Genomic DNA, 24,562 nt, shown 5'->3' on the forward strand with positions numbered 1-24,562 from the left:
CAATGTTAATACTTGTTCCAGGTTACAATAAAAGAAGTATATTTGTATACTATTTTATTTGAAATGAATTTTACACTTATCAAAGACTTTATGACGCTCCTTGAGCAATTTGAGTCGGAAAATCAAACTTCTCCGGATACTTATCCTGTTACTGTTGAAGGTTTTAAGTCCTGGATCTCTGATAAGGAGAACGCAGGATCTGCGGATCCTCTTGAAGAGCCATACTGGGAAGGAAAGGAAAACGGAAGAACCCCGGAAAGTGCTATAAGTACATTGCTTGTTCACCTCAACCGGTATGCAAAAACATATTCCAAATCTGCCATCTCAGATTCGGAATTTTCCACCCAGGAAGATTTTATTTATCTGATCAATCTGAAAGCTTTTGGAGAGATGACGAAAATGGCTCTGATCAAAAAAAACATTCATGATAAACCGGTAGGTATGCTTATTATTGCAAGACTGCTGCGCCAGGGACTGGTGGAGCAGACAGAATCTGAGATAGACAAACGAAGCAAGCTCATCCGTATTTCAGAAAAGGGACTGGTTGTTCTTGAAAGACAAATGGAAAAAATTCGTCAGGCAACGAATATTGTTGCCGGAAACCTTACCCATAAGGAAAAGATGGATCTTATCCGTATTCTTAATAAGCTGGATCGTTTTCATTATCCTATTTTCTCACGGAATATTCATTCTGATGAGCTTATCAATACCGTGTATGACGAGTATTCATTCAAAATGTCATAATATATGATATAAATTTCCGCCGAATACAGCTTTATTTACTCTGGTATAGGTTATTTAAAATCATTCTTAATGGAAAAATTTATAATTTTGACAGAGTGAAAAAGCTGATTTCCATATTATTGTTATCATTGTATTTGGTTTCTACTACCGAACTGTATCAGCTTTTGAAAATGCCGCTTCTCATTGAGCACTATATTCAGCATAAAAGCCTGAATCCTGAAATGTCACTTGCCGCATTTCTGAAAACCCATTATGATCATCCTGTAAAAGACAGTGACCACGATCAGGACCAGAGACTGCCGTTTGTTTCACATGCAAGTCTGCTGTCTGTGGCTTTTACCATCAATCCTTCTTTAGATTTTCATTGTATAGAGAAGGTATTTAATCCTATTGAGACCAAGAAGACTTTTTATAAAAGTGCTCTTTACAACAAGGAAATTCTCAACTCTATCTGGCAGCCGCCAAGATCTCATCAGTCTTAATCTGTTTTCTCAGTCAGTTTTTTGGCTGGGAAGGTATTCTGTTTCTCAGAGTGTCTGTACGTAATGCAGATGCATTCCGTCTATGCTTCAGAATACCGGAATTTTATCACGAAAATTAAGATTAATCAATCATTATATGCTTACAAAAATCATTGAGTTTTCTGTAAAGAATAAACTCATAATTGCATTGTTGGTATTGGGACTCATTGGTGTGGGATCTTATCAGGTAACCCAGCTGCCAATAGATGCAGTACCGGATATTACCAACAATCAGGTACAGGTTATTACCACTGCGCCATCTTTTGGTGCGACAGATATAGAACGGCTTGTAACTTTTCCCATAGAACAGGCCAACAATAATATTTCAGGATTGAAGGAAATCAGGAGTTTCTCCAGATTTGGACTTTCTTTGGTTACGATTGTCTTTGAAGATGATGTTGATATTTACTGGGCAAGGCAGCAGGTTGCCGAAAGACTTCAGCAGATACAGTCTCTTATCCCACAGGGAATTGGAAATCCACAGCTTGGACCTATTTCCACAGGGCTTGGCGAAATTTTCCAGTATGTGGTAAGACCCGAAAAGGGATACGAAAAAAAGTACAATATCACAGAACTCCGTACTATTCAGGACTGGATTGTAAGAAGACAGCTTTTGGGTGTAAAGGGAGTGGCGGAAGTAAGCAGCTTTGGAGGGAAACTGAAACAGTATGAAATTGCTGTAAATCCGGACAGGCTTAATGCCTATGGAATAACAATCAATGACGTATTTGATGCATTGCAGGCCAACAATCAGAATACAGGAGGTGCCTATATCGAAAAAGGACCTACTGTTCTTTACATCAGGAGTGAAGGATTAGTAGGAAGTATTGAAGAAATAAACAATATTTCTATTGCAACCAAAACAAATGCTGTTCCTCTGTTTATACGGGATATTGCTGAAGTGAAAACCGGCTTTGCCACCCGTTATGGAGCCATGACTTTTAATGATCAGGGAGAAGTTTCAGGAGCTGTAGTAATGATGCTCAAAGGCGAGAACAGTAATCAGGTCATAAAAAATGTAAAGGAAAAAATTGCCCAGGTTCAGAAAACCCTTCCGAAAGGAGTGGTGATAGAGCCTTTTCTGGACAGAACCAAAATGGTGAACAATGCCATCGGAACAGTAGAAAAAAACCTTACAGAAGGAGCATTGATCGTAGTCTTCGTACTGGTTTTATTTCTTGGAAATATAAGAGCAGGGTTGCTGGTTGCCTCCGTTATTCCTTTGGCGATGCTTTTTGCAATATGTATGATGAACCTCTTTGGAGTCAGTGGAAATCTGATGAGCCTTGGAGCTCTGGATTTCGGACTGATTATCGATGGAGCAGTGATTATTGTGGAATCTGTTTTACACCAGTTCAGTCACAATTCAAAATTTAAAAAGATATTCTCTGTCGGAAAATCCGAAATGGACACTGTAGTTATAGAATCTGCAGGGAAAATGATGAACAGCGCTGTTTTCGGACAGATTATCATTCTGATTGTCTATCTCCCGATCCTTACCCTGCAGGGAATCGAAGGAAAAATGTTTAAACCGATGGCTCAGACCGTAGCTTTTGCACTCCTCGGCGCATTTTTGCTTTCACTGACCTATATTCCGATGATGAGTGCGGTACTGCTGAGAAAAAGAAGCGACAAACCAACATTATCAGACAAAATGATGAAAAAGGTAGAGAAGATCTATCTGACAGTTTTGCTCAAACTTCTCAGAATACCCAGAATAGTTTTTGGTGTGGTGGCAATCTTATTTATAACCGCTGTTTTCATTTTATCCAGAATGGGAGGCGAATTTATTCCTTCCCTTGAAGAAGGAGACTTTGCAGTAGATACAAGAGTTTTGCCCGGAAGCAGTCTGACAACAACTATTGAAAGTACCCAGAAAGCAGCACATATTCTCAAATCCAGGTTTCCGGAAGTGGAAAAGGTCGTTACAAAAATAGGAAGCGGGGAAGTTCCTACAGACCCGATGCCGATGGATGCGTCTGATATGATGGTTATTTTAAAAGATAAAAAAGAATGGACCTCAGCATCCACTTTTCCGGAATTAGCGGATAAGATGGGTAAACAGCTGCAGGAGGTACCTGGAATTACGGCCAGCTTTCAATATCCTGTACAGATGCGGTTTAATGAACTGATGACCGGAGCAAGGCAGGATGTGGTAATCAAAATTTTTGGAGAAGACCTTGATGTGCTTTCCCAAAATGCGCAGAAGCTTGGAAAAATTATAGAAACAGTAGAAGGGACCCAGAATCTTTACATCGAACCTGTTTCGGGAATGCCACAGGTAATCATAGAATACAACCGCCCCCTGATTGCCCAGTATCATTTATCTGTTTCGGACATCAACCGGGTGGTCAATACTGCATTTGCAGGACAAAGTACAGGATTGGTCTTTGAAGGAGAAAAACGCTTTGACATGGTGGTACGCCTGGATACCAAAGACCGGAAAAATGTTACCGATATTAAGAACCTTTTAGTTCCCACACCTTTTGGAAATCAGATTCCGCTGTCTCAGCTTGCTAAAGTGGAAGTGAAGAATGGTCCCAATCAGATTCAGAGGGAAAACGCTCAAAGAAGAATTGTAGTAGGCTTTAATATAAAAGGCAGAGATGTTCAGAGTATTGTAGAAGAACTTCAGCATAAGGTAGATCAGAAGATGAAACTTCCTACGGGGTATTATATGACGTATGGAGGCTCGTTCGAAAACCTTAATAACGCCAAACAGCGCCTTATGATAGCAGTTCCTATTGCTCTGGCTCTTATTTTCGTTATGCTTTTCCTGGCTTTTAATTCTGTGAAAGAAAGCTTGCTGATCTATACTGCGATTCCTCTTTCGATTATTGGCGGTGTATTTCTGATGGCGCTCAGGGGAATGCCTTTCAGCATCAGTGCGGGTGTAGGATTTATTGCGCTCTTCGGGGTAGCGGTGCTCAATGGAATCGTGTTGATCTCAGAGTTCAACCGTCTTCAGAAGAGAGAAATTAAAAATATCGTAAGAATCATTATCGATGGTGGAGAATCGAGGCTTCGTCCGGTGCTGATGACAGCATTTGTTGCTTCACTTGGATTTATTCCGATGGCAGTCAGCAACGGAGCTGGAGCTGAAGTACAGCGGCCTTTGGCAACGGTGGTTATAGGAGGTTTGATGGTTGCAACTTTTCTTACCCTGTTTGTTTTGCCATTATTGTATGTAACTATTGAAAAAGGATTTAAAAATGAAAGAAATAAAAAATAAAAAAGGAATATCCGTTCTGATCTTTATCTTATGCTTCGGTTTTGAAGGGCTGGTAAGCTCCCAGACTCCCGTTACGCTACAGGAAGCTGTTGATATTGCTCTGAAAAATAACAGAAATCTCAAAAATGAAAAACTAAAGTCAGAATATACAAAAGCTCTTATCAGGTCATCGTCTGATATTCCTCAAACGGGAGTAACAGTAGATTATGGGCAGATCAACAGCGCACTGACAGATATGAAATTCGGAATTTCACAGAATATAGCATTTCCGACAGTGTATAAAAAGCAGAAGAATGTATACACGGAAGAATGGAAAAAGTCCCTGCTGAATGTTTCTCTTAAAGAATATGAGCTGAAGAAAGCCGTTAGTCTTACCTTTTACAATATCCTGTACGCGAAACAAAAAGAAAAGCTACTTCAGGAAACATTAAAGCTGTACACTGATTTTCTCGATAAGGCCAATATCCGTCTGAAAGCAGGTGAGAGTAATATTCTGGAAAAAACAACAGCATCCAATCAAAAATCGGCTATTGAAATTCAGCTGAAGCAATTACGCCAGGAGCTTTCAGTACTGGGATATCAGCTTCAGTGGCTTTTAAATGCAGAAACAAATTTCATTCCGGAAGATCAGAGAATTTATCAGGGAAGTCTTAAAGAGGAGCTCAGCTTACATCCTGCTATTAAAGTATTGCAGCAGCAGAAAAACATTTCTGAACAGCAGATTGCCCTTGAAAAGGCAAAAATGCTTCCCGGACTTCAGCTGGCCTACAACCTCAACAGCTTCAAAGGGATGGGCGCAGATGATAAAGTGTACAAGGGTGCACCACAGTTTCACTCTGTACAGCTTGGAGTTTCAGTTTCTGTTTTTTCCGGAGGACAGAAAGCCAGAATTCAGGCCGCAAAAATTGCTGAATCTGTTGTGGAAAGTGATATTGCCAATATGGAATTCAACCTGCAGAACCAATACAGAAAGGCATCCGGAATTTATCAGGCTAACCTTGACATTGTTTCACAATATGAAAACTCAGAATTGAAAAATGCCGATATCATCACTGAAACAGCTAAAAAACAGTTTCTTGAAGGAGAAATCAACTATCTGGAATTTGTCATCCTGATCAATCAGGCGGTTACTTTAAAAAACAGCTACACCGATGCAGTATGGAAGCTGAATCAGAGTGCTATAGAGCTGGAATACCTTACTTTAAATCCATAACAATGAAACGTACATTTAAAATCATATCATATTCCCTGTCAATAATTGGATTGCTCATGTTTTATGAGTGTAAAGATCATGGAAAAACAGAGCCGGCGCCGGCAACAGTATCTTCAAAAGATGAAAATGTAGTAATGCTTACCGATGCGCAACTGAAAAATGCACCTATAGTAACAACGGTACTCTCCCTGCAGAAAATCTCCTCCGTTTTAAAGCTGAACGGAATGATAGATGTACCGCCACAAAATCTGGTTTCTGTCAGTATTCCTTTAGGCGGATACCTGAAATCAAGCAGCCTGCTTCCGGGAAAGCCGGTGTCAAAAGGGCAGGTGATTGCAGTGATAGAAAATCCGCAGTTTATTCAGCTTCAGCAGGATTATTTAATGGCAAAATCTAAAAATCATTTTGCTCAATTGGATTATAACCGTCAGAAAACGCTCAACCAAAGTCAGGCCACCAGCGATAAGGTAATGCAGCAGGCCCAGTCTGAAATGAACAGCCAGAAAATCCTGATGAACTCTCTGGCTCAGCAGCTCCGTCTTATCAATATCAATCCTGAATCTCTGAATTCCGGGAGTATTCAGAAAAGCGTACCGGTTTACAGCAGCATCAATGGCTTTGTTAGCAAGGTGAACGTGAATGTCGGTAAATATGTGAATCCTTCTGATGTCCTTTTTGAACTCATTAATCCGGATGATATACATCTTAACCTTAAAGTATATGAAAAAGATCTGGCAAATCTGAAGAAAGGGCAGAGGTTTGCCGCCTATACCAATACCGAACCTGATAAAAAATACTATGGTGAAATCCTGCTGATCAGCAAAGATGTGACCCCCGGCGGATGGGCTGAAGTACATTGTCATTTTGAAAAATATGACCAGAGCCTTGTACCCGGAATGTATATGAATGCCGAAATTGAGACCAGTACCTCTTTTTCCAATGCTGTTCCTGAAGAGAGTATTGTCAGTTTTGAAGGAAAAGACTTTGTCTTCGTAGAAGAAAAAAAACAAACCTACCGACTGACTCCTGTTACATTAGGCGAAACAGAAAACGGATTTGTTCAGATTATAAATGCAGACGATTTTAAAAATAAAAAAATAGTCATCAAAAATGCATATACACTTCTTATGAAACTTAAGAACACTGCAGATGAATAAAAATTATAGTAAAATAAAAGAACTTATAAATAAATACAAATTATGAAAACATCTTCTTTAATAAAAACAGGAGCAGGTTTTGTAGTCCTGTTACTGATTGTAATTCAGTTTTTTGATACTGATAAAAATATAGCGGTGGTTCCTTCGGAAAATGCTATTGAAAAACATTACCGGGTTCCGGATCATGTGCAGGGAATATTAAAAACAAGCTGTTATGACTGTCACTCCAACACTACTGCTTATCCGTGGTACAATAACATACAGCCTGTGAAATGGTGGCTGGCAGATCATGTGAACTCGGGAAAGCGGCATTTCAATTTTGATGAATTTTACAGTTATTCAAAAGAGAAAAAATTAAAGAAACTTGATGAAGTGGCAGAAACGGTCAGAGAGGGTGAAATGCCTCTTACATCTTATACGGTTGTTCACCAGAATGCAAAGCTGAATGATACTCAAAAGTCAGAAATTGAACAATGGGTAAAAGAGGTTAAAAAGCAGATTGAATAGAAAAAACAGAAAACATTACTCTGATATAATAAAACAATCAGTAAATTTAATATCCATATCCATTTCCTATGAATTACAATATACCGGAAGACTTAAAAGGACTTACAGACGCTGAAGTAGCCGATTCAAGAAAAAAGTACGGATATAACCGCCTCGAAGCAGTTAAGAAAGAATCATGGGCAGATCTTCTGCTCAACATCCTGAAAGAGCCGATGCTGATTCTTCTTATATGTGTTTCCTTCATTTATGTTCTTACAGGGGATTATGGAGAGGCTTTATTCATGTTTGCAGCTATTGTTGGAGTTACCGCAATTTCTTTTTATCAGGATAACCGGAGCAAAAAGGCGCTGGAAGAACTTGAAAAGCTCAATGAACCATTGAGTAAGGTGATCAGGGATTCAAAGATTATAGATATTCCCACTTTTGAAATAGCAGTCGGAGATCTGTGCATCACCGAAGAGGGAAACCTCATCAATGCTGATGGAAGAATTGTTCACAGCAACGATTTTTCTGTCAACGAATCTTCCCTTACGGGCGAGAGTTTTTCTGTTTTTAAGGACAGCAGATCTGAAGATAATAAAGTCTATAGCGGAACAATTACGGTTTCCGGACTTGCGGTTTTTGAGGTTGAAAATATTGGAAAAGAAACAAGAGTAGGGAAAATAGGACAGTCTATACTCAATATAAAAACAGAAATATCTCCTTTACAGCTTCAGATCAGGAACTTTGTAAAGGGAATGGCTGTTATCGGAGTCATCATTTTCCTGGGAGTATGCATTTTCAGTTTTGTTAAAACGGGAGATTTTGTGACCAGTTTATTGAGCGGACTTACATTGGCAATGTCTGTTCTTCCTGAAGAAATTCCCGTAGCCTTCACAACGTTTATGGCTTTGGGTGCCTGGAAGCTGATGCGGGAAGGAATCATTATTAAACGAAGCAGTATTGTAGAAACGCTGGGAAGCGTTTCTGTGATCTGTACAGATAAGACAGGAACGATTACGGAAAACTCCATGCAGCTGAAGCATCTTTATGACTTCCGTTCCGACAGGATTTATGAAGAGTCAGAGTTTGGAATGAAAGAACTGTATGAGCTCATTGATTATGCCATGTGGAGTAGTGAACCTGTACCTTTTGATCCCATGGAAATTACATTGCATAAGATCTATGAGCAGAACCGAAAGCCTGATCAGAGGAAAGACTATCAAATGTTTCATGAATACCCGCTGGAAGGTAAACCGCCGATGATGACCCATCTTTTTGAAAACGAACAGAAAGACCGGATTATTGCGGCTAAAGGAGCTCCGGAAGCCATTATCGGTGTATCCAATCTTTCAGAAGAAGAAAAAAGTAAAATAAGAACGTTAATAAAGAATTTCGGAGAACAGGGATACAGAGTTCTCGGTGTTGCCAGATCTCATTTTGAAGGAAATGATTTTCCAGACAAGCAGCAGGATTTTAAATTTGACTTTTTAGGATTGACTGTATTCTATGATCCTCCTAAAAAAGGAATAAAAGAAGTATTTAAACATATCTACGATGCCGGTATTCAGGTAAAAGTCATTACCGGAGATAATGCGGATACTACCAGGGCCATTGCATTGCAGGCAGGAATAAAAAACAGTACCCCACCTGTTAATGGAAATGAAATTGCAGCATGTTCAGAAGCAGATCTTATCAAGCTTTCTGAAGATACTACTTTATTTACAAGAATGTTTCCGGAAGCAAAGCTGGAAGTGGTTTCGGCCTTGAAAGCACAAGGTCACGTTGTAGCAATGCTGGGAGACGGTGTGAATGACGGGCCGGCCTTAAAGGCAGCTCATATTGGAGTGGCAATGGGAAATAAAGGAACTGAAATTGCCAAATCAGCTGCTGCACTGGTCATCACCAATGATGATCTGGATAAGCTCGTAATTGGTGTTGCTGCAGGACGACGGATTTATGCGAATATAAAAAAAGCGGTCCAGTATATTATTTCCATTCATATCCCTATTATACTCACCGTTTCTTTGCCTTTGTTTCTGGGCTGGGTATTTCCCCATATATTCACTCCAGTACATGTGATTTTTCTTGAACTGGTAATGGGGCCTACATGTTCCATTGTTTACGAGAATGAGCCAATGGAAAAAAATGCGATGCAAAGACCTCCAAGAGCATTGACAGATACTTTTCTGAACTGGAAAGAGCTTACCATAAGCATTATTCAGGGACTCGTCATTACAGCAGGAATATTATGGCTGTATAAGTACTCTGTTAACCACGGAAATGGTGAAGCTAAAACCAGAGCATTGGTGTTCACTACGCTTATATTTTCCAATATATTGCTGAGTCTGGTGAACCGCTCTTTCTATTACAGCATGCTGGAGAGTTTTAAGAACCGAAACGTTCTGCTTGCAGGCATTTCAGTATTGGTTGTACTTCTGATGCTGATCATTCTCTATACAGCACCTGTTTCGGGATTTTTCAGCGTAACGGCTCTTAGCATAAAAGAACTTGGATTGACGCTGCTCACGGCCTCGGTTTCTGTATTATGGTTTGAAATTTATAAACTTATAAAAAGGCTTTGCTTTAGGAAATAATTAACATGGAAAAATAATCATTCATCGTAAAAAAAATATAATTTTGGTTTGTGAAAAAGTTGATTTCCATATTGTTGCTGTCTCTTTACTTGGTTTCTACAACCGAAGTGTATCAGCTGTTGAAGATTCCGACTTTGGTAGAGCATTATTGGGAACATAAAAAACTCAATCCGGAAATGTCTCTCACTGCATTTCTGAAAACACACTATGATCATCCCGTTAAAGATGGTGATTACGGTAAAGATCAGAAATTACCCTTTATTATTCACACGGCACCCCTGGCATTGATTTTTATTATTGGAGATCCTTTTCATTTTGAAATGAGGAACGATCATTTTAAACAGATAAAATCCCGTAAGATGCCCTCAAAGAATGATAATTTCTGTTACAAAGGCTTTCTTAGAAATGCATGGGAGCCCCCAAAATATCTGTTCTCCTGATATTTTAAATAAAAACCGGCTGCCAGCCACTGGCAGTCAGTATATACTGGATACCATGAGTTGGTGTACAGCGTTCAACTTATTCTATTAATCATTATCCATTTTAAAATAATGAAAACACTGTTTTTAACCCTGATCACGGGTATATTTTCTATTGGTATTATGGCCCAGAACCGCCTTGAAAATGCCAAAAAAGAGGCTGCTGCCAAAAACGAACTTATATTACTTAATTTTTCCGGCTCTGACTGGTGTATTCCCTGCATAAAGCTTCATAAGAATATTATCGAAACAGAAGATTTTAAAAAACTGGAAACAGAAAATATTATGGTTTATATCAATGCTGATTTTCCAAGAAATAAAAAGAATCAGCTTTCTGCTGATTTGAAAATGGAAAATGGAGCGCTTGCTGATCTGTATAACCCAAAAGGGCTGTTTCCTTATACTCTTTTGCTTGATCAGAATGGGAAAGTCCTGAAAACCTGGGAAGGGCTGCCTTCCGAAAGCGCATTGGCTTTCAGTAAAGAAATAAGGGATATACAACAGCAAAGAAAATAAGAAAAGATGCTTAGAGAATTCAGAAAGCCTATGAGGCTGATGGGAAATGCTTTTGAGATCACGGTGGTAGATAATCATGAAAATATGGCTTATCAGCATATAGAAGCTGCAGTGGCCGAAATTCAGAGAATCGAAAAACTGCTCACTACTTTCAGTGAAAACAGCCAGACCAGCCTGATCAATCATCATGCAGGAATACAGCCGGTAAAAGTAGACCGGGAAGTATTTGATCTGATTGAAAGAAGCCTTCGCATCAGCCGGATTACTGACGGATATTTCGATATTTCCTACGGAGGAATAGATAAAGGTTTTTGGAATTTTGACCGCGATATGAAGCAGCTTCCTGATCCAAAGCTTATAAAAGATCATTTAAAACTGGTGAATTATGAGAATATCCTTCTCAATCCCGAAGATCAGACTGTTTTTCTTAAAGAGAAAGGAATGAGAATCGGTTTTGGAGGTATTGGAAAAGGCTATGCTGCTGAAATGGCAAAAAGGCTGCTTCAGAAAAGAGGTGTACCATCAGGAATTGTAAATGCTTCCGGTGATCTTACTACCTGGGGAATGCAGAGCAACGGAAAACCGTGGACGGTAGGAATTGCAGATCCTGACCACGCAAAACAGCCGTTTTCTTACATGAATATCACGGATATGGCTGTAGCAACCTCCGGAAATTATGAAAAATTTGTCATCATCGATGGCAAAAAGTATTCTCACACCATCAATCCCAAAACCGGAATGCCTGTCTCAGGAGTCAAAAGCGTTACTATTTTCTGTCCGAATGCAGAAATAGCTGATGCCATGGCGACTCCTGTCGGTATTATGGGAATAAAAGCAGCGTTGGATCTGGTCAATCAGATCCATCAGCTGGAATGTATCATTATAGATGATGACAATACCGTCTATTCATCTCAAAACATTAATCTACAATGAAAAATACGATAAAAAAAATAGGAATCGGCCTGGTGACGGCTATTATTATCATGCTTATCCACTCCTGTACCGCTCTGAAAGAATATGACAAAGCAAAACTCAATGATGCAGAAATGGCATTGGGCAACAGGACTATAGAAAAAACTGAACTTAGTTTCCAATCTTACAGAGAAGGGGCCTCGGGGGCTAATTCCGGAAAAGTAGGAGGGGGATGCGGATGCAATTAGAGTGCATTACAATATATAATTTAAAAATCAGAAATGAAAAAAATTGTAATAAGCATATGGGCCCTCTTTGGGTTCGTAAGCGCTAAGGCACAGCAAAATACCGATACAGCGCCGTCCAAAAAACTGAGTTTTGATGAAGCCAATCTTGTATCCAGCTATTACCGTCAGGATGGGAATAATTCTGCGGTGACCGGGGGAACAGGATCGGAGAAGCTTACTGATCTTTCCAATACGATAGATGTTACCATGGTAAAATATGACCGCAAGCAGCGGAAAAATAAATTCAATCTTAGCGTTGGTGTAGATCATTATACTTCAGCTTCATCAGATATGATCGACCTTAAAGCCAATTCTTCGGCCTCTCATGCAGATACAAGAATATATCCGTCACTTCAATGGAGCCGAGAGAATGAAAGTAAAGGAAGTACCATCTTCGGAGGGCTCTCATTTTCTACAGAATTTGACTATCAGTCTTACGGGATCAATATTGGATTTGCCCAGAAAACAGCCAACCGGATGGGGGAGTTTACCGCTAAGTTTCAGACCTATCTTGATCAGGTAAAACTGGTAACTCCAATAGAACTGCGCACAGGAACCCCAACAGGCAGAGAGCATGAAAACTATGGAACAAGCGGAAGAAATACCTTTGCATTGTCTTTAGCGTATTCCCAGATTATCAATCAGAATTTTCAGGTTGAATTTCTGACGGATGCTGTACAACAGACAGGCTTTCTAAGTCTGCCTTTTCACAGGGTCTATTTCACAGATGGTTCTGTACATCAGGAAGCCCTTCCGGATAAGAGATTCAAGCTTCCGTTGGGAGTGCGGGCCAATTATTTTCTGGGAGACCGGTTTATCTTCAGGACCTATTACCGCTATTATACAGACAGCTGGGGCGTCAGATCCAATACCTTCAATATCGAGACTCCGGTAAAAATATCTCCTTTTGTTTCGGTAAGTCCGTTTTATAGGTATTATTCGCAGAAAGGAACAAAATATTTTGCGCCTTATGAACAGCATACTGCTTTTGATGATTATTATACAAGCAATTATGACCTGTCTACCTTTAACAGTAATTTTTACGGGGCAGGGATCAGGCTGAGCCCTAAAAATGGGTTGTTTGGAATAGAACGTCTGAATATGCTGGAAATCAGATATGGACACTATACCAAATCTGTAGGAATGAGTTCAGATATCATATCTCTGAACCTGAGATTTAAATAAGACGTAATCTGTAATATAAACCGTTTTAATCATCAGATTAAAGCGGTTTATTATTCTGCAGAAGCAAATAACAACAATTTTTCTCTAATATAGCGACAAAAAATTTGCATATATGATTTAAATACTTACTTTTGTACCGCTTAATAAAAAAAGGGGGATTGGCGCAGTTGGCTAGCGCGTTTGACTGGCAGTCAAAAGGTCACGGGTTCGAATCCCGTATTCTCCACAACGGCAAACCACGCCCAATAAAAGGTTTGCCGTATTTTTTCACTCTTATAATTGTATTAATCGTGTACTAAATTGCCAGCGATACTGGTGAGGTAAATAAGAAGTTCTCTGCACCAATCTTGGCACTTACTGGTGAAGTGACCGGAAGCTTTTCCAAAGACAAAACAGGAAAAGTACTGCAGCTTAATGGAGATAAAGCAAGTGCCAACTTCGTTCAACCTCCCAATGCCAGTGAATCACTTTCTAATGAAAAGAAAGACCTAGAAAGCATCATCTACAAAATGACAAACTCTGTGAACATTTCTCCGGAAGCTTTAGAAGGATTAGGAAACATGCTGGCCACTGAAAATGCAGCTTTCCTATTCATGCTGCCGCATCTGAAGGTAATGGATAAAATGAGCGTATATGTGCCGGCCCTGAAGCGTAGAATGTCCATTGTTAAATCTTTCTTCCAGTTAATGAATACGGGTTTCCGCAATAGCGATCTGGACGCAGAACCGGTCATTACTCCTTACATCATAAACAACGAAGCTAAGTTCTATGAAATGCTAATGGCGGTCAACGGGAATCAGCCACTCTTCAGCCAGAAAGCAACAATGGAGAAAGCCGGAATCAAGGACGTGGATAAGATGCAAGAGGAAATTAAGAAAGAAACACCAGTTCCAGCAAAAGAAATTGTAAAAATACTGTATAACTATTTGGGGTTCAATAATAAATCATTATATTAGAGATAGTACCATATAAAAGTGGGAATAATATTTATGCTAATTAGCAGAACCGTAAAGAATGGAAGTAAGACTGAACATTATTTAGATGTTCTAGTGATGTATGGGGAAATCTATGGTTTTTTACAATTGGGATCAGAAGATGAATGGGATGATGACAATAAATTCCTTTATGAGTGTTGTGATCGTCTTAAGTTGATGTATGGAAGTAGGTTCAAAAAATTTACTCTAAAGCATTCAAGAATTTAAATTTACAGCCTTCTCTTTGAGAGGGCTTTTTGTTATATTTGTGGAAAACTAAGCAATGGAAACACTTAATGAAATTTCTGAAATCTATGCTAAATATCCATGGATTTGTAATGTAGTAATCATGGCATTAATTACTCTTACATCAGCTTTAATAATTGAGAAGATGAAACGTAGAAATGCGTTAAAAGACAATAAAAGACTTGTCGAAGAAACAGAAAATATAAAGGCGAACTTTGGAGTACGACTGGAAGAGCTAAAGAGAGAGCACGAGTTGGATATATCGAAAAGAAAGTACCAGTATGAAAGCAAAAAAGCTGCTTATGTAAATTTTTTTCAGAAACTTGATCAATTAAATTCAGAGATCGGTCTGAGGAGTGCAGTAAAGATGCAGGAAATGACACAAAAATTCACAGAAAGCTGTCTTAATGCGACAACAGAAGAAGAATATAATAAGGGAATCCTTGAATATCAATTATCTACTCAATCTATATTGTCTGAGTCACATAAAGATATAAACAAGCTTAAGCATGAGACATCAGAGATTAAATTACATGCTACTGATCAGATAATTGAAGAACTTAATAAGTATGAATTAGCATATGAGAGAATAATGAATGAAAGCAACTTATTAATTCAGCGAATGCCATCAATAATTAATTCTGGAGACTCAAATCTAATGACCTTAAATCAACAGAATTTAATAAGAGAAGCCGCCGCAGCCGAAAAGATAAAACAACAACTTATCAAAAATATGAGACAAGATTTGAAGGAAATATAATTATAGCCCCTATTACAGAGGCTATATTTGTTAAATGATTTAGGCATCGATGTGCTCTAAATGTAAATAAATAACAACTTCTCCTTTTTCAGTATGCCATGATCTCCTTTTAATGTGTACAAATTCGCTTTTTCCTTCTTTAGCACAGTAAGTTATGTAAATAGGTTTCTGCTCTTCATTCATAAAGTCTTTAATGTCAACAAAATCTCCAACTAAAGGAGCGGCGGGAAAATCAATTGCATCGATAGCAATATCTAGTTTATGAATTTCTGTTGATAATAATGCTACTTTCATATTATTAGTTTTAATTAATATTTTATTATTTCAAAATTAAATCTTTTTATGATAAATTACCTTTAAGTGCGAAGAAAAGGTTTTGAAGATCGGGATGGTTATTTTGCCATTCCTCTGATTGCATTGCCAAGCGAAACAATTGATTCTTTAGATTCTACTATAACTGTAGTTGACGTTCCTTGCCCGTAATCTGCAGCAACTGGGCTTATTCTAATGATTGAATGGTCTTTCTGTAAACCGAAATGCTTGCAGATAATTTCCATCAGTTCCTTTTCGTTTAGTTCTACAATATGCTTTAATCCCATAATTAATATATTTCATTGCAAAACATTTTAACCATGCAATCCGTATTTATAAGGGTTTCCGTAAAAAAGCGTATTTAGAATATTTCTATATTTGTTGAAAAATAATGCATGAAAAAAACGTTAATTGCAGCATTGATGGTCGCAATTGTTCCTTTTAATGCTCAATCCAAGAAAAGGGCAGTAAAATATACATTTGAAAAACATTTTATAGAAATCCTTAAATCACCCAATGTGGTTCCTTATGAGGTTTCAATGTTTGATAGCTATTTTTCACTAGGAAAGCAATATGAGAAACCGACTTTACTTAATGAGAAACCTGAGGTTAAGTATAATGAAAAAATAGGTGTCTATACTTATGTTTTCAAGCTTGATGATGTAAATTATAGCTTGTATTTAAAAGAAAATAGAATAGTCGAAAAAATGATTACTGTCTTTGATATTACTCATTTTGTTGCATTAATGAAGAAATACAATATAGAAAATAGTGAATTTGTTTCGGGGAAAGGGTTTAAGGTAAATGAGAATTACATTTTAGTATCTAAAGCAAGGTTTGATCAATATGATAGCTTTTCTTTTGACATTAGAGGCCCTGAGTTCTTCAATTTAAGAGATTTGTTAAATAGTGAAAAATAAGATAACCATGGGAAAATTAATTATACTGATAACAACTTTTGGGGGAATGCTGGTCTTTTCTCAGGAATTAAAGTATGAAGAGGTGGTTAAGTTAGATTCGACAATTACAAAGGACGAATTATTTAATAGAGCTAGAAGCTGGATTGGAAGAACATTTAATAAAAATACAAGCTCTATTGATATTGAAGACAAAAAAGAAGGAGAAATAACTGCAAGCGGAATAATAGATTATAGGAATAAAAAAAGGTACTATGGTTCCGGGTGTGTAGAAGGGCCTATAAGACTAAGTCTGAGTATTTTTCTTAAAGATGGAAAATACAAATATTCATTCCATTCATTTACTCATAAAGGATCAGGTGGCTATGGATGCAGAAGAACAGATTATGGACTAATTACAAATTCTGAAAAAGCACCTCAACCAAGTTGGGGCGAACCTAACGAAAAGGCTTGGAAAGATATCAAAGATTTTATTTATGAAAACGTAATGCTCAATGTAAATGATCTTAAGAATGCGATGAACAGACCTCACGCAACAAGTAACGACTGGTAATCAAAGTAAACAAGTAGAAAACAACCCAAGTGATATTAAGGTCTCTTTTGTGGAGGCTTTGCTAAAATCAATAAAAAATCAATAATTATGTTTGTACAAATTTTCAGAAGTAATAATGTGTATTTAATGGTAAACGTGAATCATATCGTATCAATAGAACCAGCAATAGGAGGAGGCAATGGATGTACTATTATATTAAGCACAGGAACATCTTTTTACTCAATAGAGAATTATAATGCAATTTTACATAATATAAGCCGTCTTAAATAATATTAGTAAGTTCTCTTCGGAGGTGTTTTATTATCTTTGTTGAAAACTAGAACTCATGGAAATTTCTATTGATAATTTAAAAGATGCCATAAAGTGGCTTGTTTTAATATGTGGAGGTTTAAGTGTCATAGTACCAGCAATCATTGTGTTTGCCTCGCAAAAGTGGTCAGACTGGAAGAACGAGCGATGGAGATTTAGTACTGAAACCAAGTTAAAACATTTGGAGAATAAACTATCCGAAAAATCTTCTTTATTAAACAATTTAATAGATGCCCAAAAGACAAATTACAATGTAAGCCAAGAAAAGCGGATCAATTCTATAGATGAAATATGGTGTGAACTTGGAAAGCTTAAGGAAAGTGTTCCCTCTATCGCTGAGATTATTTACAATGATGTAACTGATGATGAAATTGCATACTTAAATGGAAATGATATGCCAGAATATCTGCAACCGTTGTATACATCATTGAAGGAGGTGGAAGATTTGCAAGGTTTTTTTGAAGCATCAGTTCATTTTAATACAAAATTATTTTCAGTACGACCTTTTATTGGTGAAGATGTTTATTTGTCATTAAATGTGTATAACTCATTCCTAGGGCGAAAAATGGTACATTTAAAGGATTCTATAGACGAAAATTTTTTCAAACACTGGAAATATGATGCAGTACTAGTAAAAATGCTAAAAACATTTTTTCCACTTCAAGATATATCAGAAAGTTTAAAGTCTGAATTACATGTGGACCATGCTATATGTTTCTTGTTTGAGGACAAAGTGCTTCAAGAAATAAATGATTTGCTAACGGGCAGAATTGCATCAAACAATTCATTGGAACATATTAAAATGTTACAAATTGCAGTTGCCGACATTAATCAAAGAATAAATACCTAATCAAATGCTTTCCCTAATACTTCTAATACTTGGTAGGAGAGTAGAGAACAAGAAAGCCCCGGATATCGGGGCTTTAAAAGGTAATGCAATGATAGTTTTATTTATGCAGCAAGCTTTCTTTTATTTTCAGTACTATCTTTTTCTGACCATAATATATAATCTGCCTCCTTTGATCTTAAAGCTTCTAAGTGCTCAGGTTTTACAGGTTTATTAAGGTCATTAATTATGGCTATAGCTTTAACTGTTTTTTTTGCTATTCGTTCTCTTGTTGGTTTAATGTCATCCCATGAAAAAAGAAAACTTCCTAGATTAGAATTGTTTATTCTACTAAATGATTTAAGCACAATTTCTTCAGTTTTTTTTGCTATTTGAAAGTCAAAATTAAATTCTAATCCGGTTTGACCTTTGGAAATAAAATCGGGTGTATAAATTACATCGATTTCATTGAGATAATTTCTTACATCTTCCTTAAAGAAGGTACTAACATTGTTCTTTGATAGCAAATTAAAATCATTTATCTCCTGAATTGCCGATATTAAATTATGTTTTGCTTGAGCGAATTTGTCTAAATCTGTCTCAATTGTTAGTTCTCCATTACTACACTTAATCCCATAATTTGTCAAAATATTCTCAAAAAGTAATTTACGTGTTTTAACTACATTTACTCCTTGTAAGTCTAGATTACTTAAAGTTTCACCATCATCTGAAAACTTGACTTTGTTACCACTGTTTTTTACATAAATGTCAATACCATCGTTAAATACACCAACAAATGGTGTATTAATCACATGCCAGCCTGTTTGTTCATCTGCGTGAACAAAGGTCCTATCTTTCAACCATTGATAGTAGTCGTGTATTTGTTTGTCTATTTGGTTCAAAATAAGGAAGGTTTTATGTTAATTCTAGTCTGCAGATTAATTTTATCTCCAAATTTATACAATAATTCTATAAGGTCTTCATTTTGATTGATTGATTTTACCGCAAAATCATAATCAGACAATGGTACTGCCCATACAAGGGGTTTGTAACCTTCAACGTATATGTGGATATGACTTTCGTCAGGTCTGAAATATTTATTTCGATACTTCTTTAAAAATTCAGGTAATGACGGAATTTCGTGATCTGGATTGATGTGTGTCCCCTTAAAGTCTATTCTTAGTAGGCCAACATTAAAAGTCGTCTCTTGATGATGTATGGATGTTTTTAGTAGAATTTTACCGTTTGATGTTAATTCTATAAAAAATTCTTGCTCCGGTTCATCAGGAGAAATAAGTTCAATCCTGTTTTTTTTATGTCCTAAATCTACGACAAAATCTGAGTCTTTCAATAATTTAGGTAGGCCAATTAAATACCTGGCCTCTTCGTTGGTTAGCATTGCATTAGTTTTTCTCGAATATACAAATATTAAAAATTAAGTTAGTATGGTTTTCCGTAAAGGTAAAAAGGGAATATTTAAAGTCCCTTTTGCTATTTTTATGCGGTGAAATTCCGTAACAAAAAAGTAACAAAATCAGTAACAATCTCTTATCTTTACACCGGAATATTTATAAAAAACAGCGTTTAAACGCTAATTATACGCATAAATTAGTTGAATTTCTGACTGGCAGTCAAAAGGTCACGGGTTCGAATCCCGTATTCTCCACTTGGTGTGCTTGATAAAAAGTTCAAAATACACTAAATACTTATGAATCCTGCAAAATTTAATTTTTGTAGGATTTTTTTTGGTAGTGATAAGTTGCATGTTTTTCAAAAAAAATCGTAAAGTTTGTGGTAAAATCGTGGTAACTTTATGATGATAATACACGCAATGATGAAAAAAGTCTTGGTAATGTCAGATAATGTTATTAGCTTTATAATGAGTTCCTGAATGACAATATTTTATTACACCTCATTAAATTTATTAATCATGAAAAACCAAATCTTTATCGCTGCACTGTCTCTGGGAGCAATCGCCTTGGGAACCAAATGGGTTAAGGCACAACATTCAGAGCAGTTGAGTACAACAGTCAATATTATTTTATCGGATGTTATTGCAATGGATATTGGCTCTGTTGCTTCAGAAGGTGCTGTAGATTTTAACTATGGGAGCACAAAAGATTATAATTCTTCTAAAAATATAACCATTCCCAATAGTTTAGTCATTATTTCCTCCAAAAATTTTGATGTAAAAGTAAAATCTGAAGGTGCACACTTTGTAAGTGGCGCAAATGTAATTCCTGTAGATATATTACAGGTAAAAGCAATACCGGGTGGAAGTCTTATGGGGACCCTGAATGAGGTCACTTTATCTACTACGGACCAGGTGCTGGTGAGTAATGCAAGTTTAGGTTCCAAACAGTCTTTAAATATTGCCTATTCTATTTCAGCGGAAAAAGCATCCAGGGTACTTCTTGGAAAACCGCAGGGAACTTACACTCAAAAAATAACTTATACTGCAACTGCTTTATAATATAAAGAAAAGCAATTTTATATAAGCCCTCAATACTTAGAAAGTATTGAGGGCTTTTCTTTTTAAATCAGATGAACCGACCGTGTAGTGATTTTACTACATGAACTTCCTTTTTCCACTACAAAGCAACTTTTATCGCTACTATAAATTTGCAGTATACAAAAGAGAACAATTAAATAAAAATAACAATAAAATATTACCATCATGAAAAAACAAATCGTAATCACAGCCTTAACTTTTGGAGCAATCATATTTGGAACTAATAATGTTCAAGCTCAAAATACCACTGCAACCACAACGGTAAACATCACCCTGAACGATGTCATCTCTATTGATGCAGGAAGTACTGCAATTGGTAATACCGTTGACTTTAACTATGTTACTGCAGCAGATTATAATTCTGATCAAACAGTTACTAAAGCCAACTCTTTAAAAGTTACTTCTACAAAGAACTTTAATGTGAAAGTAAAAGCAGGGGGTGCTAATTTCATGAATGGAACCAACCTGATTCCTGTGAATGTTTTAACAATTAAACCTTCTACTGCTGCCGGAAGTATGGGAGGAACAAAGACCGCTGTAGTGTTATCTGCAACAGATCAGACTTTGGTGTCTAATGCTCCGCTTGGAAGTGCATTAACACTGAATTTAGATTACACTATTCCAGCAGCGAAATCATCATCATCTGATATTTTAGGTAAACCGGCCGGAACGTATACGCAGACAGTAACTTATACTGCAACAGCTTTATAAATAAATTTTCATATTAATATTTTGTGATTTGGTGTTTCGAAGGCTTCCTACGGGAGGCCTTTGATTTTGTATGTATTGATATGGTTATAGAGAAATTCAAAATCCGGGAATAAGTATCTGTCAGCTGTAAGGTAGAATCAGAAATTTATATCTGCCCTCAGTACCTAGAATTACTGAGGGCTTTTCTTTTTAAATCAAATGAACCGGCCGTGTAGTGATTTTACTACATGAACTTCCTTTTTCCACTACAAAGAAACTTTTATCACCGCTGTAGATTTGTAGTGTTCAAAAGGAACAATTAAATAAAAATAACAATTAAATATTACAGCCATGACAAAGCAAATCTTAATCTCAGCCTTAACTTTTGGAGCAATCATATTAGGAACTAATAATGTTCAAGCTCAAAATACCACTGCAACTACAACGGTAAACATTACCCTGAACGATGTCATCTCTATTGATGCAGGAAGTACTGCAATAGGTAATACAGTTGACTTTAACTATGTTACTGCAGCAGATTATAATTCTGATCAAACAGTTACTAAAGCCAACTCTTTAAAAGTTACTTCTACAAAGAACTTTAATGTAAAGGTAAAAGCAGGGGGTGCTAATTTCATGAATGGAACGAACCTGATTCCTGTGAATGTTTTAACAATCAAACCTTCTACCGCTGCCGGAAGTATGGGAGGAACAAAAACTGCTGTAGTATTATCTGCAACAGATCAGACTTTGGTGTCTAATGCTCCGCTTGGAAGTGCATTAACACTGAATTTAGATTACACTATTCCAGCCGCAAAATCCTCATCATCTGATATTTTGGGTAAGCCAGCCGGAACTTATACGCAGACAGTAACTTATACCGCGACGGCTTTGTAGTAGCTGTAGATTTGTAATGTTCAAAAGATAACATTAAACAAGAATAACAATTAAATATTACAGCCATGACAAAGCAAATCTTAATCTCAGCCTTAACTTTTGGAGCAATCATAGTAGGAACCAATAATGTTCAAGCTCAAAATACCACTGCAACCACAAACGTAAATATTACCCTGAATGATGTAATATCTATCGACGCAGGAAGTACTGCAATTGGTGGTACAGTTGCCTTTAACTATGTTACAGCCGCAGACTATAATTCTGATCAAACGGTTACTAAAGCCAACTCTTTAAAAGTTACTTCCACAAAGAATTTTAATGTGAAAGTAAAAGCAGGTGGTCCGAATTTCATTAATGGTTCAAACTCAATCCCTGTAGATGTTTTGACAATCAAAGCTGCAGAAGCTCCTGGAAGTATGGGAGGAACAAAGACGGCTGTAGTGTTATCTGCAACAGATCAAACTTTGGTATCCAATGCTCCACTTGGAAGCGCATTAACACTGAATTTAGACTACACTATTCCAGCAGCGAGATCATCATCATCTGATATTTTAGGAAAGCCGGCCGGAACTTATACACAAACAGTAACCTATACTGCCACTTCTTTATAATAAAAAAACACATCAATATATCTGCCCTCAGTACTTCCAGGTACTGAGGGTTTTTTATGTAAAGCCAATGAGCAATCCTGTAGTGATTTTACTACATGAACTTCCTTTTTCCATTACAAAGAAACTTTTATTGCTGCTGTAGATTTGTAGTGTTCAAAAGAAACAATTAAACAAGAATAACAAAAAATATTACCATCATGAAAAAACAAATCGTAATCACAGCCTTAACTTTTGGAGCAATCATATTTGGAACTAATAATGTTCAAGCTCAAAACACCACTGCAACCACAACGGTAAACATCACCCTGAACGATGTCATCTCTATTGATGCAGGAAGTACTGCAATAGGTAATACAGTTGACTTTAACTACGTTACTGCAGCAGACTATAATTCTGATCAAACGGTTACTAAAGCCAACTCTTTAAAAGTTACTTCTACAAAGAACTTTAATGTAAAGGTAAAAGCAGGGGGTGCTAATTTTATGAATGGAACGAACCTGATTCCTGTGAATGTTTTAACAATCAAACCTTCTACTGCTGCCGGAAGTATGGGTGGAACAAAGACCGCTGTAGTATTATCTGCAACAGATCAGACTTTGGTATCCAATGCTCCGCTAGGAAGCGCATTAACACTGAATCTGGATTACACTATTCCAGCCGCAAAATCCTCATCATCTGATATTTTGGGTAAACCAGCCGGAACTTATACGCAAACAGTAACTTATACCGCGACGGCTTTATAATAAAAATTTTAGTTTGTAAAGGTTCATTTTGCGATGTTTTCAGTAGTTTTGAGAATCTTTATTATTAAACTATTTACACCATGCACAAGTTTATTCACCTTTTCATTTTCTTTATTCTCACAGGATCTTCTTCACTTCTGGCACAAAGCATCTCTATGTCGCCTACACGCTTGTTTTTTACAGGTAATCCGGGAGAAAAAGTAACAAAGACAGTCACGCTTCAAAACAGCTCAGATAAGGATTATGTTTTTAATCTCAACTATAAAGACTGGTTTAGAGAAGAAGACGGAAATAAGGTTTATCTTGAGGCAGGCAGTTCAAAAACTTCCAATGCTTCCTGGGTATCCACCTTAGAAAATACTGTAACTGTTCCTGCAAAAAGTACAAAGGAGATTGCAGTAACCATGCAGATTCCTGCAAATGCATCACCATCTGCCGTTACAAACAGCATGCTGTTTTTCACTCAGCTTCCTCAGCAGGCAGATAAGGCACGTGTTCAGAATGGAATTGGTATTATCACCTTATTTGAAGTGGGACTTCATATCTTTTACACTCCACCGGGGAACCATGTGAAAAGTCTGGATATTACCAATATTGCAGAGGTGAGTAATCAGAATGCAGCGAACAGAAAAGTCGCAGTAAGCATCCATAATGATGGAAATACGATCAATGATGCCACTGTTGAGTTTGAACTTACCAACACAGACAGTGGTAAAGAAATAAAATTACCCGCAATTTCAATCTCTATGTTTCCGGATACCAATCAGGTTGTTCAATTTTCTTTACCAGAGAATATTTCAGGAAACTTCCTGGGTGTGGCTATTGTTAAAATGGCAGAATCCAATGATTTACGTGTAGGAGAAAAAAACTTTAAATTTTAAAA

Annotated in this window: 25 protein-coding genes, 1 tRNA gene and 1 pseudogene; 23 read left to right on the plus strand and 4 right to left on the minus strand. The window is 37.0% G+C overall.

The window, feature by feature from the left end; translation table 11 throughout:
• Positions 1-63: 63 nt before the first annotated feature.
• From CRS_RS03120 to CRS_RS03185, 14 genes and pseudogenes are all read left to right on the plus strand, one after another.
• Positions 64-744 (plus strand): MarR family winged helix-turn-helix transcriptional regulator, encoded by a 681-nt coding sequence (locus tag CRS_RS03120; protein ID WP_142722617.1) that lies wholly within the window; start codon positions 64-66, stop codon positions 742-744.
• A gap of 95 nt (positions 745-839) precedes the next feature.
• On the plus strand, positions 840-1,226 hold the full coding sequence (locus CRS_RS03125) for a hypothetical protein (protein WP_172616986.1): 387 nt from the start codon (positions 840-842) through the stop codon (positions 1,224-1,226).
• Positions 1,227-1,362: 136 nt separating this feature from the next.
• A pseudogene (locus tag CRS_RS03130) lies at positions 1,363-5,710 on the plus strand (CusA/CzcA family heavy metal efflux RND transporter).
• Positions 5,711-5,712: 2 nt separating this feature from the next.
• Positions 5,713-6,867, plus strand: a complete 1,155-nt coding sequence (locus tag CRS_RS03135; protein ID WP_142722619.1) for an efflux RND transporter periplasmic adaptor subunit — start codon at positions 5,713-5,715, stop codon at positions 6,865-6,867.
• Between the two features lie 42 nt (positions 6,868-6,909).
• Entirely contained in the window at positions 6,910-7,374 is a 465-nt protein-coding gene (locus tag CRS_RS03140; RefSeq protein ID WP_142722620.1) for a heme-binding domain-containing protein, read from the plus strand.
• A gap of 68 nt (positions 7,375-7,442) precedes the next feature.
• Entirely contained in the window at positions 7,443-9,950 is a 2,508-nt protein-coding gene (locus tag CRS_RS03145) for a cation-translocating P-type ATPase (RefSeq protein ID WP_142722621.1), read from the plus strand.
• Between the two features lie 50 nt (positions 9,951-10,000).
• The gene (locus tag CRS_RS03150) at positions 10,001-10,390 is read left to right on the plus strand and encodes a hypothetical protein (RefSeq protein ID WP_142722622.1); all 390 of its coding nucleotides are present in this window, start codon (positions 10,001-10,003) and stop codon (positions 10,388-10,390) included.
• A 111-nt stretch (positions 10,391-10,501) separates the two neighbouring features.
• Positions 10,502-10,945 (plus strand): thioredoxin family protein, encoded by a 444-nt coding sequence (locus CRS_RS03155; protein WP_142722623.1) that lies wholly within the window; start codon positions 10,502-10,504, stop codon positions 10,943-10,945.
• A 6-nt stretch (positions 10,946-10,951) separates the two neighbouring features.
• Positions 10,952-11,878: an FAD:protein FMN transferase gene (locus CRS_RS03160; RefSeq protein ID WP_142722624.1), complete on the plus strand. Its 927-nt coding sequence runs from the start codon at positions 10,952-10,954 to the stop codon at positions 11,876-11,878.
• Entirely contained in the window at positions 11,875-12,105 is a 231-nt protein-coding gene (locus CRS_RS03165; protein WP_142722625.1) for a DUF4266 domain-containing protein, read from the plus strand. The genes CRS_RS03160 and CRS_RS03165 overlap by 4 nt, the downstream gene beginning before the upstream one ends.
• A 33-nt stretch (positions 12,106-12,138) precedes the next feature.
• Positions 12,139-13,329 carry a DUF3570 domain-containing protein gene (locus CRS_RS03170; protein ID WP_142722626.1) on the plus strand — a complete coding sequence of 397 codons (1,191 nt, stop codon included), beginning with the start codon at positions 12,139-12,141 and terminating at the stop codon, positions 13,327-13,329.
• A gap of 152 nt (positions 13,330-13,481) precedes the next feature.
• Positions 13,482-13,555 (plus strand) — tRNA-Ala (locus CRS_RS03175).
• Between the two features lie 73 nt (positions 13,556-13,628).
• Positions 13,629-14,285 (plus strand): phage portal protein, encoded by a 657-nt coding sequence (locus CRS_RS03180; RefSeq protein WP_142722627.1) that lies wholly within the window; start codon positions 13,629-13,631, stop codon positions 14,283-14,285.
• A 301-nt stretch (positions 14,286-14,586) separates the two neighbouring features.
• Positions 14,587-15,309, plus strand: coding sequence for a hypothetical protein (locus CRS_RS03185; protein ID WP_142722628.1), 723 nt, complete (start codon positions 14,587-14,589; stop codon positions 15,307-15,309).
• Positions 15,310-15,348: 39 nt separating this feature from the next.
• Here the strand turns inward: CRS_RS03185 and CRS_RS03190 are convergent, their stop codons facing one another.
• Entirely contained in the window at positions 15,349-15,603 is a 255-nt protein-coding gene (locus CRS_RS03190) for a hypothetical protein (protein ID WP_142722629.1), read from the minus strand.
• Positions 15,604-15,701: 98 nt separating this feature from the next.
• Positions 15,702-15,908, minus strand: coding sequence for a hypothetical protein (locus CRS_RS03195; protein WP_142722630.1), 207 nt, complete (start codon positions 15,906-15,908; stop codon positions 15,702-15,704).
• A 108-nt stretch (positions 15,909-16,016) separates the two neighbouring features.
• Here CRS_RS03195 and CRS_RS03200 point away from each other — a divergent pair, with 108 nt between their 5' ends.
• From CRS_RS03200 to CRS_RS03210, 3 genes are all read left to right on the plus strand, one after another.
• The gene (locus CRS_RS03200; protein ID WP_142722631.1) at positions 16,017-16,541 is read left to right on the plus strand and encodes a hypothetical protein; all 525 of its coding nucleotides are present in this window, start codon (positions 16,017-16,019) and stop codon (positions 16,539-16,541) included.
• Between the two features lie 7 nt (positions 16,542-16,548).
• Positions 16,549-17,091, plus strand: a complete 543-nt coding sequence (locus tag CRS_RS03205; RefSeq protein WP_142722632.1) for a DUF4468 domain-containing protein — start codon at positions 16,549-16,551, stop codon at positions 17,089-17,091.
• 325 nt (positions 17,092-17,416) lie between these two features.
• Positions 17,417-18,250 (plus strand): hypothetical protein, encoded by an 834-nt coding sequence (locus tag CRS_RS03210; protein ID WP_142722633.1) that lies wholly within the window; start codon positions 17,417-17,419, stop codon positions 18,248-18,250.
• A 101-nt stretch (positions 18,251-18,351) separates the two neighbouring features.
• Here CRS_RS03210 and CRS_RS03215 read toward each other — a convergent pair whose 3' ends face one another.
• Positions 18,352-19,128: a DUF1828 domain-containing protein gene (locus CRS_RS03215; protein ID WP_142722634.1), complete on the minus strand. Its 777-nt coding sequence runs from the start codon at positions 19,126-19,128 to the stop codon at positions 18,352-18,354.
• Positions 19,125-19,625: a hypothetical protein gene (locus CRS_RS03220; RefSeq protein WP_142722635.1), complete on the minus strand. Its 501-nt coding sequence runs from the start codon at positions 19,623-19,625 to the stop codon at positions 19,125-19,127. The genes CRS_RS03215 and CRS_RS03220 overlap by 4 nt, the downstream gene beginning before the upstream one ends.
• A 531-nt stretch (positions 19,626-20,156) precedes the next feature.
• On the opposite strand from CRS_RS03220, the gene CRS_RS03225 reads away from it, so the two are divergent.
• From CRS_RS03225 to CRS_RS03250, 6 genes are all read left to right on the plus strand, one after another.
• Positions 20,157-20,699, plus strand: a complete 543-nt coding sequence (locus CRS_RS03225) for a peptidoglycan-binding protein LysM (protein ID WP_142722636.1) — start codon at positions 20,157-20,159, stop codon at positions 20,697-20,699.
• Positions 20,700-20,903: 204 nt separating this feature from the next.
• Positions 20,904-21,449, plus strand: a complete 546-nt coding sequence (locus CRS_RS03230; protein WP_142722637.1) for a peptidoglycan-binding protein LysM — start codon at positions 20,904-20,906, stop codon at positions 21,447-21,449.
• 330 nt (positions 21,450-21,779) lie between these two features.
• Positions 21,780-22,325, plus strand: a complete 546-nt coding sequence (locus CRS_RS03235) for a peptidoglycan-binding protein LysM (RefSeq protein WP_142722638.1) — start codon at positions 21,780-21,782, stop codon at positions 22,323-22,325.
• Positions 22,326-22,390: 65 nt separating this feature from the next.
• The gene (locus CRS_RS03240) at positions 22,391-22,936 is read left to right on the plus strand and encodes a peptidoglycan-binding protein LysM (RefSeq protein ID WP_142722639.1); all 546 of its coding nucleotides are present in this window, start codon (positions 22,391-22,393) and stop codon (positions 22,934-22,936) included.
• Between the two features lie 197 nt (positions 22,937-23,133).
• Complete coding sequence (locus CRS_RS03245; RefSeq protein WP_142722637.1) at positions 23,134-23,679, plus strand: peptidoglycan-binding protein LysM; 546 nt, start codon at positions 23,134-23,136, stop codon at positions 23,677-23,679.
• A gap of 80 nt (positions 23,680-23,759) precedes the next feature.
• On the plus strand, positions 23,760-24,560 hold the full coding sequence (locus tag CRS_RS03250; RefSeq protein WP_228451160.1) for an Fn3-like domain-containing protein: 801 nt from the start codon (positions 23,760-23,762) through the stop codon (positions 24,558-24,560).
• Positions 24,561-24,562 lie beyond the last annotated feature (2 nt).

Source organism: Chryseobacterium sp. ON_d1, from assembly GCF_006829085.1.
Classification (GTDB): domain Bacteria; phylum Bacteroidota; class Bacteroidia; order Flavobacteriales; family Weeksellaceae; genus Chryseobacterium.